The 17,777-nt window shown below is 72.2% G+C and carries 16 protein-coding genes; 12 read left to right on the forward strand and 4 right to left on the reverse strand.

The window, feature by feature from the left end:
* Window positions 1-3: 3 nt before the first annotated feature.
* The 9 genes from JI751_RS06235 to proB all read left to right on the forward strand — a co-directional run bounded on the left by JI751_RS06235 (window position 4) and on the right by proB (window position 11,327).
* The gene (locus JI751_RS06235; protein ID WP_201934836.1) at window positions 4-750 is read left to right on the forward strand and encodes a glycosyltransferase family 2 protein; all 747 of its coding nucleotides are present in this window, start codon (window positions 4-6) and stop codon (window positions 748-750) included.
* Window positions 747-1,172: a DUF2304 domain-containing protein gene (locus tag JI751_RS06240; protein ID WP_201934838.1), complete on the forward strand. Its 426-nt coding sequence runs from the start codon at window positions 747-749 to the stop codon at window positions 1,170-1,172. The genes JI751_RS06235 and JI751_RS06240 overlap by 4 nt, the downstream gene beginning before the upstream one ends.
* Window positions 1,166-1,900 carry a TIGR03936 family radical SAM-associated protein gene (locus tag JI751_RS06245; protein WP_372440553.1) on the forward strand — a complete coding sequence of 245 codons (735 nt, stop codon included), beginning with the start codon at window positions 1,166-1,168 and terminating at the stop codon, window positions 1,898-1,900. Before JI751_RS06240 ends, JI751_RS06245 begins: the two co-directional genes overlap by 7 nt.
* Window positions 1,901-2,239: 339 nt before the next feature.
* Window positions 2,240-5,503: an Rne/Rng family ribonuclease gene (locus JI751_RS06250; RefSeq protein ID WP_201934840.1), complete on the forward strand. Its 3,264-nt coding sequence runs from the start codon at window positions 2,240-2,242 to the stop codon at window positions 5,501-5,503.
* A gap of 25 nt (window positions 5,504-5,528) precedes the next feature.
* Entirely contained in the window at window positions 5,529-7,763 is a 2,235-nt protein-coding gene (locus tag JI751_RS06255) for a glycosyltransferase (RefSeq protein WP_201934841.1), read from the forward strand.
* A gap of 193 nt (window positions 7,764-7,956) precedes the next feature.
* Entirely contained in the window at window positions 7,957-8,256 is a 300-nt protein-coding gene (gene rplU / locus JI751_RS06260; protein WP_201934842.1) for a 50S ribosomal protein L21, read from the forward strand.
* 44 nt (window positions 8,257-8,300) lie between these two features.
* A complete protein-coding gene (gene rpmA / locus JI751_RS06265) occupies window positions 8,301-8,555 on the forward strand; it encodes a 50S ribosomal protein L27 (protein WP_121138737.1) in 255 nt (84 codons plus the stop codon).
* A gap of 88 nt (window positions 8,556-8,643) precedes the next feature.
* Window positions 8,644-10,212 (forward strand): GTPase ObgE, encoded by a 1,569-nt coding sequence (gene obgE, locus JI751_RS06270; protein WP_236665816.1) that lies wholly within the window; start codon window positions 8,644-8,646, stop codon window positions 10,210-10,212.
* Window positions 10,209-11,327 carry a glutamate 5-kinase gene (proB, locus tag JI751_RS06275; protein WP_201934843.1) on the forward strand — a complete coding sequence of 373 codons (1,119 nt, stop codon included), beginning with the start codon at window positions 10,209-10,211 and terminating at the stop codon, window positions 11,325-11,327. Before obgE ends, proB begins: the two co-directional genes overlap by 4 nt.
* A 22-nt stretch (window positions 11,328-11,349) precedes the next feature.
* On the opposite strand, the gene JI751_RS06280 is transcribed toward proB, so the two are convergent.
* Window positions 11,350-11,667 carry a MazG nucleotide pyrophosphohydrolase domain-containing protein gene (locus JI751_RS06280; protein WP_201934844.1) on the reverse strand — a complete coding sequence of 106 codons (318 nt, stop codon included), beginning with the start codon at window positions 11,665-11,667 and terminating at the stop codon, window positions 11,350-11,352.
* A 14-nt stretch (window positions 11,668-11,681) separates the two neighbouring features.
* Complete coding sequence (locus JI751_RS06285; RefSeq protein ID WP_201934845.1) at window positions 11,682-12,152, reverse strand: HIT family protein; 471 nt, start codon at window positions 12,150-12,152, stop codon at window positions 11,682-11,684.
* Window positions 12,153-12,202: 50 nt separating this feature from the next.
* On the opposite strand from JI751_RS06285, the gene JI751_RS06290 reads away from it, so the two are divergent.
* Window positions 12,203-12,859, forward strand: a complete 657-nt coding sequence (locus JI751_RS06290) for a nucleotidyltransferase domain-containing protein (protein WP_201934846.1) — start codon at window positions 12,203-12,205, stop codon at window positions 12,857-12,859.
* On the opposite strand, the gene JI751_RS06295 is transcribed toward JI751_RS06290, so the two are convergent.
* Both JI751_RS06295 and JI751_RS06300 read right to left on the reverse strand, forming a co-directional pair.
* On the reverse strand, window positions 12,832-14,106 hold the full coding sequence (locus tag JI751_RS06295) for a gluzincin family metallopeptidase (RefSeq protein ID WP_201934847.1): 1,275 nt from the start codon (window positions 14,104-14,106) through the stop codon (window positions 12,832-12,834). The genes JI751_RS06290 and JI751_RS06295 overlap by 28 nt on opposite strands.
* 60 nt (window positions 14,107-14,166) lie before the next feature.
* Entirely contained in the window at window positions 14,167-15,405 is a 1,239-nt protein-coding gene (locus JI751_RS06300; protein ID WP_201934849.1) for a gluzincin family metallopeptidase, read from the reverse strand.
* 72 nt (window positions 15,406-15,477) lie between these two features.
* On the opposite strand from JI751_RS06300, the gene JI751_RS06305 reads away from it, so the two are divergent.
* Together JI751_RS06305 and mnmA are read left to right on the forward strand one after the other, a co-directional pair.
* Entirely contained in the window at window positions 15,478-16,659 is a 1,182-nt protein-coding gene (locus tag JI751_RS06305; protein ID WP_201934851.1) for a cysteine desulfurase family protein, read from the forward strand.
* 10 nt (window positions 16,660-16,669) lie between these two features.
* The gene (gene mnmA / locus JI751_RS06310) at window positions 16,670-17,770 is read left to right on the forward strand and encodes a tRNA 2-thiouridine(34) synthase MnmA (RefSeq protein WP_201934852.1); all 1,101 of its coding nucleotides are present in this window, start codon (window positions 16,670-16,672) and stop codon (window positions 17,768-17,770) included.
* Window positions 17,771-17,777 lie beyond the last annotated feature (7 nt).

Here is a 17,777-nt window from a genome sequence, read left to right on the forward strand (position 1 = left end):
CCCATGCCACTGCGACCCGACGAGCGTGTGCTCGTGGTCATCCCGGCCTGGAACGAGGCCGGGATCATCGCCACGACGATCGCCGAGATCCGTGCCTCACGACCAGGACTGGACCTCCTCGTGGTCGACGACGGCTCCGGCGACGACACCGCGGACATCGCGGAGGCAGCGGGCGCCCTCGTCGCCCGCCTCCCGTTCAACCTCGGAGTCGGGGGTGCGATGCGCGCCGGCTACCGCTACGCGCTCCGCGAGGGCTACGACGTGGTGGTCCAGATCGACGCGGACGGCCAGCACGACCCCACCTACCTCGACACCCTCATCGAGGGACTGGGCGAGGCCGACGTCGTCATCGGTGCACGCTTCGCCGGTGAGGGGAGCTACCGCGCGACGGGGCCGCGCAGGTGGGCGATGTGGTTGCTGGCAGGAGTGCTCTCGCGCCTGGCGCGCACGAGGCTGACCGACGTCACCAGCGGTTTCCGTGCCGCTAACCGGCGAGCCGTCGCCGTGTTCGCCGACCACTACCCCGCGGAGTACCTGGGCGACACCGTCGAGTCCCTCGTGATCGCGATCCGGGTCGGGTGCACGGTGCGCCAGGTGCCGGTCGAGATGCGTCCACGCACGGTCGGCCAGGCCAGCCAGAGTCCTCTGCGCGCGACCGTCTACCTCGCCCGTGCCGTGGTGGCGCTGGGACTCGCGCTCGTTCGCCGGTGGCCGGCGGCCACCGAGACGCTGGGACAGGAGAAGGGATGAGCTCCACGTTCACGCTCGGCCTGATCGGCGGGCTCTTCACGCTGGGCGTCATCTTCGAGATGCTGCGGCGCCAGCGCCTGCGCGAGAAGTACGCCGTGATCTGGGTCGTCGTGGTCCTCGCCACCGTGTTGCTCGCGCTGTTCCCGCAGCTGCTGACGCGCTCCGCGAACGTGCTGGGCGTCGAGGTCCCGGCCAACCTGCTGTTCTTCGGCGCGATCATGTTGCTGCTGTTCATCTCGATCCAGCTGAGCTACGAGATCGGTCGGCTGGAGGAGCGGACCCGCACGCTCGCCGAAGAGGTCGCGCTGCTGAGGCTGCAGCACGAGCAGGCGCACGGGCCGTCCGCTCCCGAGCCCACGGACGTCGTCGAGCCTGATGACCGGGGCGTCGACGACGAGGCGAAGGAGGACGACCGGTGGTGAAGCAGCAGCCCGAGCAGCAGGCCCCGCCGGTGCAGCGCCTCCGGGTGCGCTACGCCAAGCGCGGCCGGCTGCGTTTCACCAGTCACCGCGACTTCAGCCGCGCCTTCGAGCGCGCCGTGTTCCGCGCACGGGTGCCGATGGCGTACTCCTCGGGCTTCAACCCGCACCCGCGCATCTCGTACGCCGGTGCGGCGCCGACCGGCTCGGCGAGCGAGGCGGAGTACCTCGAGCTCGCGCTCGCCGAGGTCGTCGTTCCCGCCGACGTGCACGCGATGCTCGACGAGGCGCTGCCGCCGGGGCTCGACGTCCTCGACGTCGTGGAGTCAGCGGGCGGCTCGCTGTCCGACCTGCTCGAGGGCAGCCGGTGGCGCATCGACCTGGCCGTGGCTTCCGCCGAGGTGACCGACGCGGTGGAGCGCTTCCTCGCCGCGGACGAAGCGCTGGTGGAGCGGATGACCAAGAAGGGCATGCGCGAGTTCGACGCCCGCGCCGCCGTCGTCTCGCTCTCGGTCCTCGCCGACGAGGGTGCGACCGGTGTGGACGGGCGTACGACGCTCGACGTCGTGCTGCGTCACGGCACGCCGGCCGTCCGCCCCGACGACGTGCTCCGCGGCCTCACCACGGTCGCCGGGCTCGAGACGGGCCAGGCGCCCCTGATGACCCGGCTCTCGCAGGGACCGCTGCTCGCCGACGGCGAGGTCGGCGACCCGCTGGCATCTCGGCCTTAGCGGCCGGCGCGGGTCGGTGTGCGATACTCGCAGCGTTCGACACCCCGGCACACACGTCGGGACCTGTCGAGCCGACGACGTTCTCGCCGGCCACGCCCCGCACCTTGGGGGAGGGGTCGGCACCCCGAGCGGGTGGACGTCACCGGACCGCGACGCGGCCACAGGAGTCGGTGAGAGCGACTCCCACGGTGGCCCGGCGACCGCGGCAGGTGACGAGCAGCCGCCGGAGACGCACACACGCGGAGGGTGTCGCCGCCACTGAAGCTTTGCGTCCCCGGGATCGTCACTCGAGATCGGCGGACGCCGTATCGGCACCGCCACGGTGCCCGAGGAGCGACCATGCTCGACCAGGACGACCAGAACGAGCCCACGGAAGCCGGCACCGGAGCGATCCCCTCCTCCGAGCCCGCACCCCCCGTCGTGACCCGACGGACGCGCAGGGCCCCCGCCAAGAAGGCGGCCGCGGCCCAGGCCCCGAGCGAGGCACCCGCTGCTGACAGCGCGGCTGAGCCGGTTGCGGAGCCGATCACCGCGCCGGTCGCCGAGGCGCCGGCCAAGAAGGCCAGCGCCCGCAAGGCACCTGCCAAGAAGGCCGCTGCCAAGCGCACGTCCACGCGCAAGATGGCCGAGTCCTCCACCGAGGCGCCGACCGACACGGGCACCGACACCGTGCCGGAGGCTCCCGCTGCGGAGGAGTCCGCCCCCGCGAAGAAGGCCACCACCCGCAAGAGCGCCGCCGCCAAGGCGCCGGCCCGGAAGTCGGCCGCCAAGCGCACCGCCAAGACGGCTGCGGCTGCCGAGCCCGACCCGTCCCCCGAGACCACCGCCGCCGCCGAGGCTGACGCACCCGCGGAGCCCGGCGGCCACGCCGTGCTGTTCCAGGCTCCCGTCGCGACCACCACCCGGCGTACGCGCAAGAAGGCCGCGCCGGAGCCGGTCGAGGTCGAGGTCGAGACCGCTGAGGACGACGAGGACGAGGCCGCGACCGGCGCCGATGTCGACGCCGCACCCGTCGAGCAACCCGCGCCGGCGAAGAAGTCGGCCCGCAAGTCCCGCGCCAAGAAGGCCACCCAGGCTCCGGAGCCGGAGGCCGACACGTCCACCGACGACGCCGACGCTCCCGAGGCGGCCGACGCGCAGTCCGACGCGCAGTCCGACTCCCAGTCCGACTCCCAGTCCGATTCCCAGTCCGACGACGAGTCCGGCGACGACGAGACCGGCGGCCCCCGTCGGCGTCGGCGCCGCGGTGGTCGCCGTCGCCGCAAGGGCGGCGACGGGGGCGACTCCGCCGAGGGCGCGGACGACTCGTCCGACGACTCCTCGGACGACGCGACCACGGACACCGCCGGTGACAAGACGGGCGACAAGCCCGGCGACGACTCCTCGGCTGACGCGGCGGAGGGCAGCGGCGAGGGTTCCTCGCGCCGCCGCCGTCGCCGCCGTCGCTCCGGCGACGAGGGTGGGGACGACGACGCTCCCAACACCGTCACCCGCGTCCGCAAGACCCGCTCCGCCGAGGACCAGATCACCTCGGTCCAGGGCTCGACGCGTCTCGAGGCCAAGAAGCAGCGCCGCCGCGAGGGTCGCGAGGCCGGTCGCCGCCGCGCGCCGATCGTGAGCGAGGCCGAGTTCCTCGCCCGTCGCGAGTCGGTCGAGCGCGTCATGGTGATCCGCCAGCGCCAGGACCTCACCCAGATCGCCGTCCTCGAGGACAAGGTGCTCGTCGAGCACTACGTCGCCCGCGAGTCGCAGACCTCGCTCATCGGCAACGTCTACCTCGGGCGCGTGCAGAACGTGCTGCCCTCGATGGAGGCCGCCTTCATCGACATCGGCAAGGGTCGCAACGCGGTCCTCTACGCCGGCGAGGTCAACTGGGCTGCCCTCGGCCACAAGGAGGGCCAGGCGCGCAAGATCGAGTCGGTCCTCTCGAGCGGCCAGATGGTGCTCGTCCAGGTCACCAAGGACCCGATCGGCCACAAGGGCGCCCGCCTCACCAGCCAGGTCAGCCTCGCCGGCCGCTTCCTCGTCTACGTCCCGGACGGCACCACGTCCGGCATCTCGCGCAAGCTGCCCGACACCGAGCGCAGCCGGCTCAAGACGCTCCTCAAGGAGATCGTCCCCGACACGGCCGGCGTCATCGTCCGTACGGCTGCCGAGGGCGCCAGCGAGGAGGAGCTGACCCGCGACGTCGAGCGGCTCAAGGCCCGCTGGGAGGACATCGAGAAGAAGTCGGGCAACAAGGGCTCCGGCCCGCAGCTCCTCTACGGGGAGCCCGACCTGACCCTCAAGGTCGTCCGCGACCTCTTCACCGAGGACTTCTCCAAGCTCGTCATCGAGGGTGACGACGCCTGGGACACCGTCCACGCGTACGTCGACTCGGTGGCGCCGGACCTGACCGAGCGCGTCGAGAAGTACCAGCGCAACGGCGCCGGCGACGTGTTCTCGACCTACCGGATCGACGAGCAGATCCACAAGGGCCTCGACCGCAAGGTCTGGCTGCCCTCCGGTGGCTCGCTGATCATCGACCGCACCGAGGCGATGACCGTCGTCGACGTCAACACCGGCAAGTTCACCGGCTCCGGGGGCAACCTCGAGGAGACGGTCACCAAGAACAACCTCGAGGCCGCCGAGGAGATCGTGCGCCAGCTCCGGCTGCGCGACATCGGCGGCATCATCGTCGTCGACTTCATCGACATGGTCCTGGAGTCCAACCGCGACCTCGTCGTCCGGCGTCTCGTCGAGTGCCTCGGCCGTGACCGCACCCGCCACCAGGTCGCCGAGGTCACCTCGCTCGGCCTGGTGCAGATGACCCGCAAGCGGATCGGCACGGGCCTGCTCGAGTCGTTCAGCGAAAACTGCGAGCACTGCCAGGGTCGCGGAGTGGTCATCAAGGACCAGCCTGTCGACCCCGACGCCCCGGCTGCCGAGGGCGAGGGCCGCCGCAGCGGTCGCCGCCGCGGCCGTCGCGGGGCCGGCGACGAGGCCGGTGCGAACGGCAACGGAAACGCGAACGGCAACGGGAGCCACGCGCCGTCGCCCAAGGACGTCGCCGCGATGGCGCGCCACGAGAAGCCCGCCGACGAGGAGTCCGAGCCCGAGACCGAGCCCGAGGCCGAGCCCGAGCCCGGGACCGAGGCTGCGCCGTCCGACGCCCCGTCGGGCGGTGGCCAGGCAACCGCATCGACGGACGAGACGGTTGCCGACGCACTGCCCGTCGAGGACACCCCGTCGGGCGGTGGCCAGGCAACCGACTCGGCCGAGGAAACGGTTGCTGAGGCACCGCCGGTCGCCGAGAAGCCGTCGAGCGGTGAGCAGGCCACCGGATCCGCCGGGGAAATGACTGCTGACGCACCGCCGACCGAGGCACCTGTCGAGGACGAGAAGCCGCGGGTCGTGACGCGGACGCGTCGGCGCTCGGCCAGCCGCCCCGCCGGCCCGCCCGCCCTTCCCGCGACGCCGACCTCCGGCGTGGCTGGCACGCTGCCGGACTCCGGCGCGGTCGAGCCCGGCACCGCGGGCGTCGAGCCCGGTGAGGTGGCGACGTCCGAGGTGCCGACCGTCGAGCACGTGCCGATCAAGAAGAAGGGCTCGCGCAAGCGATGACCGAGGTGTCACAGGAGACCGCAGCATGACGAGCGGGGCGGAGCCGTTGCGGCGTGTGCCGTGGAGCGCGCGCGAGTCGCGGCGACCCTGGCCCTCCGCCACTCACGCACTGCTCCTCGGCACCGGTGCGGTCCTGGCGCTGGGCATCCTGGTCACGGTGCTCAACATGCCCGACCTGCCCTACCACCCGGCTCGTGACCTCGAGCTCCGCGCCACCTACGACGCCTACCTCGAGACGGGCGTCCCGCTCGTCAAGCAGAACGGCACCGGCACGTGGTACGGAGGCGCGGTGCCCGGGGCCGGCCTGACCAAGGCAGCCGGTGACGACGACCCGGGCAGCTACCTCATCGCCTCGTGGATGAGTCACCTCACCGGCTCCGCCTCGCCGTACCCGGGGCTGCGCTGGGTGATGGCGCTGCTGTGCGCGCTCCCCATGCTGATCCTGCCGGTCACGGTCGCGCGCGTCTTCGGTCGGGCGCGGGCCGGCGTGGCGATGCTCGCGCTGCCCGCCCTGACCTGGCTCGTCAACGGAACGGTGCTGACCGGCACCGAGTACGGCCTCGCCGACCAAGTCTCGCCCACACGGGTCTACGCGCTCTACGGGCTGCCCGCGTCCCTGATGTTCCTCAGCCTGGTGCTCGTGGCCTACGCGGTCGTACGCCGCCCGGGTGTGCGTGCGGCGCTGGCCTGGACCGCCGTGCTGGTGGTGCTCGCCGTGTGCGGCAACCTCCTCCGGTCGCTGTCGGGTGTGGGCATCGCCCTGGCCGTCGGCGTCGTCTGGTGGGTCGCGTGGCGCGGACGGCTGCGCTGGGCCGTCGCGGTGGGCGCAGCCCTGCTCGGCGCAGGGTTGTCCTGGTGGCTACCCGGCGTCGTGATGGACCGCATCAACGAGTCCCGCGACCGGGTGGTGATCGCCGAGGCCTCGCGGCTCCCGGACGCCCACGGCACCTGGCACCCGCTCTACCTGGGCCTGTCCTACCCCCAGCCGATCACCGGCGCCCCGTCGCCGTTCGGTGTCCAGTGGTCCGACGAGTTCGGCTGGCAGAAGGCACGCGAGATCGACCCGGACGTCGTCATCGCGAGCGCCGAGTACGACGCGATCATGAAGGACCTGTTCCTCGACGAGGTGAAGGGGGACCCGCTCGCGGCCGTCCGCCTCTACCTCACCAAGGCGTTCTTCGTCGTGAAGCACTTCGCCGCCGTGCTGGTGGTCGTCCTGTTCGCGGTGGTCATGGTCTGGCGTCGCCGCGGGTCGCCACGCCGACGCATGCTCCAGGCCTCGGCCGCCGCCGTGCCGATCCTGCTCCTGGGCCTCATCCCGACCGTGCTGGTCATGCCGATGCTGTACTACTTCAGCGAGCTCGCGGCCGGGCTCGGCCTGCTGCTCGCGCTCGCGCTCGGTGGACTCGTCTGGACGATTTCCACGATGCCGTCGGTCGTCCGCGTCGACGAGCGGACCATGGCGCGCGACCGCCTCGTCCGGGCCGAGCCCGGTCCGCACGCGCGGCTCTCGGTCGTCGTCCCCACCCGCAACGGCGAGGACGTGCTGACCGACTGCCTGGAGACCCTGGCGACCAGGCTCACGGACGAGGACGAGCTGGTCGTCGTGGAGAACGGGTCGACGGACGGGACCACCGCGCTGCTGGAGTCGGTCGCGGCGGCGTGGAGCCACGCAGTCCCGCTCCGCGTCCTGCACAGCGAGCCGGGCCTCGGTCACGCTCTGCGCACCGGCGTGCTGGCCAGCCGCGGGCGCCGCGTCCTGCTGACCGCCGACGACCTCCCGTTCGGCTTCACCGACCTCGACGCCTTCGACGCCCTCCCGAGCGACGCCGTCGTCGCCGTCGGGTCGAAGGCGCACCCTGCCTCCCGGGTCGACCGCGTGTGGCGTCGCGAGCTCCAGTCTCGTGTCTTCCGGTGGCTCCGGAGCGCGCTCCTGCACTCGACCGTCGGGGACAGCCAGGGCACGATCTGGGTCGACGGTCCGTGGGCTCGCTCCTTCGCGGCGGTGTCCCGCGAGGGTGGGCTGATGTGGACCGTCGAGCTGGTGCTGGCCGCCGAGCAGCAGGGCATCGACGTCTGGGAGGTCCCCGTCACGCTCGAGCAGTCGCACGACGCGGTCGCGAGTCGCTTCCGGCTGCGCGACGCCCGGATCGCGGTGGTGGAGATCGTGAGCCTCGCCGTGCGCAAGGACGACTACTCCGGACAGCAGTGGATGAGCGCCGGCCAGGTGCTCGCCGACGTCGGTCAGGGAGCGTCGTGATCCTCGTTTTGCGGGGTCGCCACCTGTTCCCGTACTCTTGAGCGTCGGTGTGCAAGACGTACCGATCCCTGCGCGCCCGCCCCGCGGCCGTACTCGCCGAAGCTCGTGGCGCCACGTCATGGGTCAGGGCGTGCGCAGGTCCCAGAACCAGTAATTTTCACCCCGTAGTCCGTATCGAGGAGAGTGACTCGCCGTGTACGCAGTCGTGCGCAGTGGCAGCAAGCAGCAGAAGGTTGCCGTGGGCGACGTCATCGAGATCGACGCGATGGGTGCTGCCGGTGACACGCTCACCCTCCCCGTCGTGATGGTCGTCGACGGCGACACGGTCACCGCGACCGGCCTGGACAAGGCCAGCGTGACCGTCGAGGTGACCGGCCGCACCAAGGGCCCGAAGATCATCATCCAGAAGTACAAGAACAAGACCGGCTACAAGAAGCGCCAGGGTCACCGCCAGAAGTACACCCAGGTCAAGGTCACCGACATCTCCCTCTGAGCGTTCGCTCGAGGTCGTCCGTCTTCATCTCAAAGGACTGAACAATGGCTCACAAGAAGGGTGCTGCGAGCACCAAGAACGGCCGTGATTCCAACGCCCAGCGCCTCGGCGTGAAGCGCTTCGGCGGCCAGGTCGTCGGCGCCGGCGAGATCATCGTCCGCCAGCGCGGCACCCACTTCCACCCGGGCACCGGTGTGGGCCGTGGCGGCGACGACACCCTCTTCGCCCTGCAGGCCGGCGCCGTCGAGTTCGGCACCCGCCGCGGTCGTCGCGTGATCAACATCGTCCCCGGCGAGTGACGTCACCGCGACACTGAGCACTTCTGCGAAGGGCGTCCCTGTCTAGGGGGCGCCCTTCCTGCATTCCACCCCCACAGCAAGGAACCCCATGGCCATCCCCAGCTTCGTCGACCAGGTCACGCTGCACCTCGCAGCAGGACGCGGCGGCAACGGCGTGGCCTCGGTCAAGCGCGAGAAGTTCAAACCGCTCGGCGGTCCCGACGGCGGCAACGGCGGCCAGGGCGGGTCGATCATCCTGGAGGTCGACACGAGCGTGACGACCCTCGTGGACTACCACCACAGCCCCAAGCGCAAGGCCGACAACGGCGGCCAGGGCGCCGGTGACCACAAGAACGGCGGCAACGGCAAGGACCTCGTCCTGCCCGTCCCCGACGGCACGCTCGTCAGGGACGCCGAGGGCAACGTCCTGGCGGACCTCGTCGGTCAGGGCACGACGCTCGTGATCGCCGCCGGCGGGCGCGGTGGCCTCGGCAACGCCGCCCTCGCCTCCTCCAAGCGCAAGGCGCCCGGGTTCGCCCTGCTGGGTGAGCCCGGCGACGAGCTCGTCGTACGCCTCGAGCTGAAGGTCGTCGCCGACATCGGCCTCGTCGGCTTCCCGAGCGCCGGCAAGTCCTCCCTGATCGCGGCGATGTCGCGGGCGCGGCCCAAGATCGCCGACTACCCGTTCACCACGCTCATCCCCAACCTCGGCGTCGTCACCGCCGGCGAGACCACCTTCGTGGTCGCCGACGTCCCCGGCCTGATCGAGGGCGCCGCGGAGGGTCGGGGCCTCGGCCACGACTTCCTCCGCCACATCGAGCGCTGCGCCGCGCTGGTGCACGTGGTCGACACCGCGTCCATCGAGCCCGGCCGCAACCCGGTCGACGACCTCGACGTCATCGAGGGCGAGCTCGCCCGCTACGGCGGGCTCGAGGACCGGCCCCGGCTGGTCGCCCTCAACAAGGTCGACGTGCCCGACGGCCAGGACATCGCCGACATGGTCGTCGAGGAGCTCCGCGGCCGCGGCCTGCGGGTCTTCGAGGTCAGCGCCGCCTCCGGTGCGGGCCTGCGCGAGCTGACGTTCGCGATGGCCGAGATCGTGGTCGCGTCCCGCGAGGACGCCCCCGAGGCGGAGCCGCAGCGGATCGTGCTGCGGCCGAAGGCCGTCGACAGCGGCGAGGACTTCGAGGTCGTCGCGACCGACGAGGGCTGGCGGGTGCGCGGCGTGAAGCCCGAGCGGTGGGTGCGCCAGACCGACTTCAGCAACGAGGAGGCCGTGGGCTTCCTCGCCGACCGCCTCAACCGGATGGGCGTCGAGCTCCGGCTCGCGAAGATGGGCGCCCAGGAGGGCGACGCGGTGCTCATCGGGTCCGACACCAACTCCGTGGTCTTCGACTTCAAGCCCAGCATCGAGGCCGGCGCCGAGATGCTCGGTCGCCGTGGCGAGGACGAGCGGCTCCGCGAGGCCCGCCCGGCCCGCGACCGCCGCCGTGACATCGCCGAGGGCATGGAGACCAAGGCCGAGGAGGAGGCGCGCGCCGACGTGGCCCGCCGCCTCGACGAGGAGCGCCGCAAGAACAAGAAGGGCCCCGACAAGAGCTCGGGCAGCTCGGGTGTGGGACCGATGGCCTACGAGATCGGCACGAAGGACGACCCCGACTGGGACGGCGAGGAGTGAGCGACCGCGCGGGGCTCGTCAGCGCCGCCCGACGCATCGTCGTCAAGGTCGGCTCGTCGTCGCTGACCACTGCAGCGGGCGGCATCGACCCCGCGCGCGTACGTCGCCTCGTCGAGGTCCTCGCGGCAGCGAAGGGTGCCGGTGCCGAGGTCGTCCTCGTGTCGTCGGGGGCGATCGCCGCGGGGCTCGCTCCGCTCGGGCTGACGAAGCGGCCGCGGGCGCTCGCCGCCCAGCAGGCCGCGGCGTCGGTCGGGCAGGGCCTGCTGGCGCACCGCTACCAGGAGGAGTTCGCCCGGCACGGCATCGTCACGGGGCAGGTGCTCCTCACCGTGGACGACGTCACCCGGCGCGTGCACTACCGCAACGCCCACCAGACCTTCGCCAAGCTCCTCGAGCTCGGGGTCGTGCCGATCGTCAACGAGAACGACACGGTGGCGACCTCCGAGATCCGCTTCGGCGACAACGACCGGCTGGCCGCGCTGGTGGCCCACCTCGTGCACGCCGACCTCCTGGTCCTGCTCTCCGACGTCGACGGCCTCTACGACGGGCCGCCCGGCCGGGACGGCTCGACGCTGGTGCCCGTGGTGCGGTCGGAGGCCGACCTCGCGGGGATCACCATCGGGACCACGGGCGCCTCGGGTGTCGGCACCGGCGGGATGACGACCAAGGTCGACGCCGCGCGGATCGCCACCGGCGCCGGCATCGACGTGGTGCTGACCTCCGCCGACCAGGCGGCTGCCGCGCTCACCGGCTCCGAGGTCGGCACGCTGTTCGAGGCGACCGGCAAGCGTCGCCCCACCCGTCTGCTGTGGCTGGCGCACGCCACGTCGGGGCAGGGCACGCTGACCCTCGACGCGGGCGCCGTACGCGCCGTGGTGGAGCGCCGCGCCTCGCTCCTCGCGGCCGGCATCACCGGGGTCGACGGCAGCTTCGTGGCCGGTGACGCGGTCGACGTCCTCGACCCGGACGGCGCCGTGGTCGCCCGCGGGCTGGTCAACTTCGATGCCGAGGAGCTCCCGGCGCTGCTCGGTCGCTCGACCGGCGACCTCAAGGCCGCGCTCGGGGCGGCCTACGAGCGCGAGGTCATCCACCGCGACGACCTCGTCCTGCTCTAGCGTCCGACCCGCAAGTCGTGGGTCAGTCCTCGGACAGGATCCCCTCGAGCTCGTCCATGGTCGCGGTGAAGGAGCCCTCGAGGTCGACGTCGTAGGCGTCGGCCAGCGTCAGCACGCTCCAGAGGCAGTCGGCGAGCTCGTGGGCCAGCGCCTCGTCGAGGTCCTCGCGCGGGCGTACGCCGGCCTTGCCCTGCACCAGCTTGGCGAGGTCGCCCACGTCGCCGAGGAAGCCGAGCATGATCTCCTCGGTTGTCCACGACCGTCCGTAGGTCGACGCCTCGACGTCGGCGTACTGCGCGCGGATCGTCCGGGCCCGCTCCTGCATCTGCTGGAAGTCCATCCGCGCATCCTGCCTCAGCCGAAGGTGCGCGGCAGGACCAGTGCTGCGGCGAGCCGCTCGGCGTACGGCTCCCGCTCCTCGGGTGTCGCCCACCGTGTGTCGTGGTGACGCTGGTAGAGCCGGTCGTCCTCATGGCGGGGAAAGACGTGGACGTGCAGGTGCCAGACGTCCTGGTTCCCGTCGGGCTCGTTGTGCTGCCGCGTCGAGATGCCCGTGCAGTCGTACGACCCGCGCATCGCGATGGCGACCTGCCGCGTGAGGTCCCAGACAGCGTGGCCGGCCTCGGCAGGGATGTCGTAGAGGTTCTCGTGGTGACCGCGGGGGATCACCAGCGCCGCTCCCGGGTTGTCGGGCCACCACTTCGGGGAGACGCGTGCATAGGCGAGGTCCGTGACGGCGACGACGTCGCCGGGTTGGTTGTGCTCGTCGTGCACGCCCACCTGGATCCGGCAGAACGGGCAGTCGTAGTCGGGCGGCTCGTGCATGGCGCCAGCCTGTCATCCGTGGCCGAGGCATCGGCGCTAGCGTCGGTCCCGTGACCGACCGCGAGCCACTGCACCGCACGCCCGAGGAGGTGGCCGAGGACGAGGAGTTCTTCGGCTGGTACGGCCCATGGGCTCCCCTCGACCCGGACGGCCTGGCCGACGTCATGGCCGGCTTCGAGCGGCCGTGGTGGATCGTCGGCGGCTGGTCGATCGAGGCCTTCACCCATGTGCCCCGCGAGCACGAGGACGTCGACCTCACGCTGCTCGCCTGCGACCTGCCCGCCTTCCGCGCCCACGTCGGCGTCCAGTGGCACCTCTGGAGCAACCACGGCGGCACCCTGCGGCCCTTCAACGACCGCTTCCCCGAGGTGCTCGACACGAGCAGCCAGGTCTGGATCCGGCGCAGCGCCGCCGATCCGTGGGTGATCGACCTGCCGATCACCCCCGACCGCGACGGGCTCTGGACCAACAAGCGCGACCCCGACCACGTCGCGCCGCTCGAGGACGTGACGTGGGTGGCGGAGTCCGGCATCCGCTACCTGCGACCCGAGATCACCTTGCTCTACAAGGCTGTGCTCCACCGGCCCAAGGACGACCGCGACCTGGCCGTGACGTGGCCGTTGCTCGATCCGGCCGCGCAGGAGTGGTTACGCACCACAGTGGCGCGGCTCTACCCCGGTCACGACTGGCTGGACACGATGGACTGAGCGACGCCTTCCGCGACCCAGGTCATGGCCTGGTCGCGGAGCTGGGGCTTCGTCATCCCGAGCTCGGCCAGCAGGACGTCGTCGGTCGAGCCGGCGGGGGAGCTCAGGGCACGCACCAGCCTCCACAGCGCCTCCTCGCCACGCGTCACGGCGATGTAGTCGCAGACGAGGCCGGCGAGCGCGTAGTTCGCACTCGCGTTGCGCCCGTAGAACCGCCGGGTCTCCTCCAGCGCTGCGCGGCGCGCGCCCAGCATCTCGCGCGCCGCGATGAGGCGGCGCTGCTCGACGGGGTACGTCGAGCGGGCGACGTACTGCGCGACGCCCTCGGTCAGCCAGAGCGGCACCCGGCCGGTGGTGGGGCCGAGCGCGACGTGGGTGAGCTCGTGGCGGAAGACCTCCCCGCGCGACAGGACATCGCCCACGACGGTCGGGTTGACGATGAAGCGGTACGCCGCGACCGGTCCGCCCCGGCGCGTGAACACCGGGAAGGCGACGCCGGCCGTGTTGTCGACGCCCATCTCGGTCATCTCGGCCAGCGCGGTGATGTCGGAGGAGCCGTAGACGACGAAGCTGCCCGTCCACGCCGGGATGTGCCGGCGCACGGTGGCGGTGGTGGCGGCCAGGTCGCTCATCATGTAGTCGGCGTGCTCGACGGTGTCCTCGTCGAAGATGCCGAGGATCTTGCCCTTCTGCCGGACCTGGATGTGGGCGACGTCCCAGGGAGCGGGGATCCAGCCCGTCCTCTCGTCGAACTCGGGATCGTGGTCCTCCGCCAGCACGACCTCGCCGTCGCTGCGGACGAACGTCCAGAGCATCTCCTGCGTCACCGGCTTCGCGTCGAAGCCGTCCAGGCGCATGGTGAAGTCGACCGGCAGCTGCAGGCCGCCGTCGCGGTCGAGGTCGTCCAGCAGGCCCTCGTCGCCCAGCTCGAAGGACACGTCCTCGACCGGCAGCAGCGCGAGGTTGTCGAACCACCTCGCCTGGCGGGAGGAGAAGCCGAGCTCGTCCGGGTCGACCGTCGCCAGGAAGGCGCCGCGGTCATCGCTCCTCAACGCCGCCTCGCGGGCCTCGAGCAGCGCGAGTGCCTCCTCGCGCATCGACCCGTCGTGGCCAACGGCCGGGGCCGGTCGCTGGCGGAGCGTCACCGGCGCCGACTCCTCCGTGGTGGGCGCGTCGCCCTGGCAGCCTGCGAGGGGCGCCAGGAGGAGGAGGGCGAGGCCGGCGGGCCACGCGCGCGAGGCACGCATGCGGCGGAGCATAGGTCGGTCGACGGGCGGGTGGGACGGGTTCGAGCAGGAAGGTGCCCGTCAGACGGCGCCGGTCCACGCCAGGGCGTCGGCGGTCAGCTGCTCGGTGTCGACCCCCAGCTCGCGCTGGAGGATGCGGTCCGGGTCGGCGCGCCTCGTGGCCCGGAAGGCCGCCATGAGGTCCCAGAGGGTGTCGGGGCCACGCGTGGTGGCGAGGTAGTCGCAGACGATGCCGGCGAGGGTGTAGCTGGCCACGGGACGCACCTGGTAGAAGTCCCGGCCGTTCCTGAGCTGCGCGCCCGCGGGATCGCCCAGCTGCCGTGCCCGCCTCCGCTTGCGGTCGGCGAGCGGATCGCTCGACCCGGCGACGTACATGGCGGACCCCTCGACCAGCCACTCCGGGCTGTGGTCGTCGAGCTCGCCGAGGGCGACGTGGGTGAGCTCGTGGCGCAGGAGGGAGAGGCGGTCGACCGGGTCGAGGGTCGACTCGGGGTTGAGGATCATCCGGTAGGACGCCACCGCGCGTCGACCGGGCCGCGCCGCGACGGGGAAGGCGACGCCGGCGGTCCTGCTGGCGTCCATCAGGCTCATCCGGTCGAGGGCGTCGAGGTCGCTGATCGTGTAGACGACCGCGCGTCCCGACCACTCGGGCACCAGCGCGTCGACGGTCTCGAGCGCCTTCTCGGTGGACGCCACGACGCCGCCCGCACCGCCCGCCGTCTCCTCGTCGAAGACGCCGAGGACCGCGTCGGTCTGCTCGACCACGATGGTCGTGACGTCCCACGGCGCGGGTACCCACCCGGTGAAGGCGTCGCTCTGGATGTTGCGGTCGCTGGCGAGGTGGACCTCGTCCTCGTCGCCGACGAACGTGTAGACCAGGGGCTGGGTGACGGGCTCCGCGTCGAAGCCGTCGAGCCGCATCGTGAAGTCGACCGGCAGCTGCAGGTCGCCGTCGCCGGCGACACGGGACATCACGCCTTCGTCGCCGAGCTCGAGCGAGAAGTCGGTCGCGGGCAGCTGGGCGACGTTGTCCCACCAGCGGGCCTGCGTCGCGGCGAAGTCCTCGGCGTCCGGGGAGATCGTGGCCAGGAACGCCTCCCTGTCGCCGTCCAGCAGCGCCTGCTCCCGTCGGTCGATCAGCGCCAGCGCGGCGTCCCGCAGCGAGTCGTCCATGCCTGCCGGCGGCTGGCTGCGTGACGGCGGGGGCTCCGTGTCGTCCGCGCCGGACTGACAGCCCGCGAGGGGGAGCAGGAGCACGCAGGCGAGCACGGACGCGAGCATCCCCCGAGTGGTGCGCATGTCGCGGATCATAGAGGCGTTCGTGGGCACGGAGGTGGGTTCGCGCGGGGTGCCCCGTACCCTTGGCAGGTCATGAACCAGCCGCTCGTCTACCTCGACCACGCCGCGACCACGCCCATGCTGCCGGTCGCCGTCGAGGCGATGACGCGACAGCTGTCCGGGGTCGGCAACGCGAGCTCGCTCCACGCCTCCGGGCGGGGTGCCCGCCGCGTGGTCGAGGAGTCCCGCGAGACCATCGCCGGCGCGATCGGCGCACGTCCCGGCGACGTCGTGTTCACCTCCGGCGGCACCGAGTCCGACAACCTCGCCCTCAAGGGCATCTTCTGGGCCCGCCGCGCGGAGGACCCGCGTCGTACGCGCATCCTGTCGACCTCCATCGAGCACCACGCCGTGCTCGACCCGCTGCACTGGCTCGGGACCTATGACCACGCGGGCGTCGAGCTGCTTCCGGTGTCGTCCGAGGGCGTGCTGGACCTTGAGTCGCTCAGGGACTCAGTGGCCAGGGACCCCGAGTCGGTCGGCCTCATCTCGGTGATGTGGGCCAACAACGAGGTCGGGTCGCTCCAGCCGCTCGACGAGGTCGTCGCGATCGCCCACGAGCACCGGATCCCGGTGCACACCGACGCCGTCCAGGCACTCGGCCAGGTGCCGGTCGACTTCGCCGACTCCGGCGTGGACGCGCTGACCTTCACCGGTCACAAGGTCGGTGGACCCTACGGTGTCGGCGCGCTGGTCGTACGCCGTGACCTGCCGGTGAGCGCGCTCGTGCACGGCGGCGGGCAGGAGCGCGACATCCGCAGCGGAACCCTCGACGTGCCGGCGATCGCCGGCCTCGCGGCGGCGGTCGAGGCATCGGTCAAGGCTCAGCACGAGCACGCGGTGCGGGTCGCCGAGCTGCGCGACGACCTGGTCCGCCGGGTCGTCGAGGTCGTCCCCGACGCGCACCTGCACGGTGCACCTGCCGGCCCGGGTCGGCTGCCGGGCAACGCCCACATCGGGTTCCCCGGGTGCGAGGGCGACTCGCTCCTGATGCTCCTCGACGCCCGCGGCATCGAGTGCTCCACCGGCTCGGCCTGCTCCGCCGGGGTGCCGCAGCCCTCCCACGTCCTGCTCGCGATGGGCTGCGACGACGCCCAGGCGCGCCACTCGCTCCGGTTCTCGCTCGGCCACACCACCACGCCCACCGACATCGACGCCCTCGTCGCGGCGATCGGCCCCGTGGTCGAGCGCGCGCGGTCCGCCCGGGCGCGCTGAGGATGGCGTCGTGAAGGTCGTCGCCGCGATGTCCGGCGGGGTGGACTCCGCCGTCGCCGCGGCCCGCGCCGTCGAGGCCGGCCACGAGGTCACCGGCGTCCACCTCGCGCTGAGCCGCAACCCGGCGTCGTACCGCTCGGGTGCCCGTGGCTGCTGCACGATCGAGGACAGCAACGACGCGCGGCGTGCGGCAGACGTCATCGGCATCCCGTTCTACGTCTGGGACCTCTCCGACCGCTTCCACGAGGACGTGGTCGAGGACTTCATGGACGAGTACGCCGCCGGGCGCACGCCCAACCCGTGCCTGCGCTGCAACGAGAAGATCAAGTTCGCGGCCGTCCTCGACCGGGCCCTCGCGCTCGGCTTCGACGCGGTCGCGACCGGCCACTACGCGCAGCTGCGCACCGGTGCGGACGGCCTGATCGAGATGCACCGCGCGGAGGACCACGGCAAGGACCAGTCCTACGTGCTCGGGGTGCTCGACCAGTCCCAGCTGCGCCACTCGCTCTTCCCGCTCGGTGACACCGACAAGCCGGCCGTGCGCCGCGAGGCGGAGGCGCGCGGCCTGCTCGTCGCCGACAAGCCCGACTCCCACGACATCTGCTTCGTCGCCGACGGCGACAACGCCGGCTGGCTGCGCGAGAAGCTCGGCGACCGTGCGCCCAACCACGGTGGCGACATCGTCGACGCCGAGACGGGGGAGACCGTCGGCAGCCACGCCGGCACCTACGGCTTCACGATCGGCCAGCGGCGCGGGCTGCGCCTCGGCACTCCCGCGCCCGACGGCAAGCCGCGCTTCGTGCTCGACATCGAGCCCGTCACCGGCACCGTCACCGTCGGTCCGCGCGAGCGCCTCGCGGTCGACCACATCGACGGCATCCGGCCCCGCTGGTGCGGCACCGTCCCTGAGCGGGTCGACGGCACCGTGCAGCTGCGCGCCCACGGCGCGGAGCACCGGGCCTCGGTCGTCGTCGACGGCGACCGGGTCACGATCGACCTGCTCGACCCGGCCGAGGGGATCGCACCCGGCCAGGCCGCGGTGATCTACGACGGCACGCGCGTCGTCGGGTCGGCCACCATCGAGTCGACGCGCGCGGTCGTCCCCGCATGAGCACCCC

It is taken from the genome of Nocardioides baculatus (assembly GCF_016735675.1).
Classification (GTDB): Bacteria; Actinomycetota; Actinomycetes; order Propionibacteriales; family Nocardioidaceae; genus Nocardioides; species Nocardioides baculatus.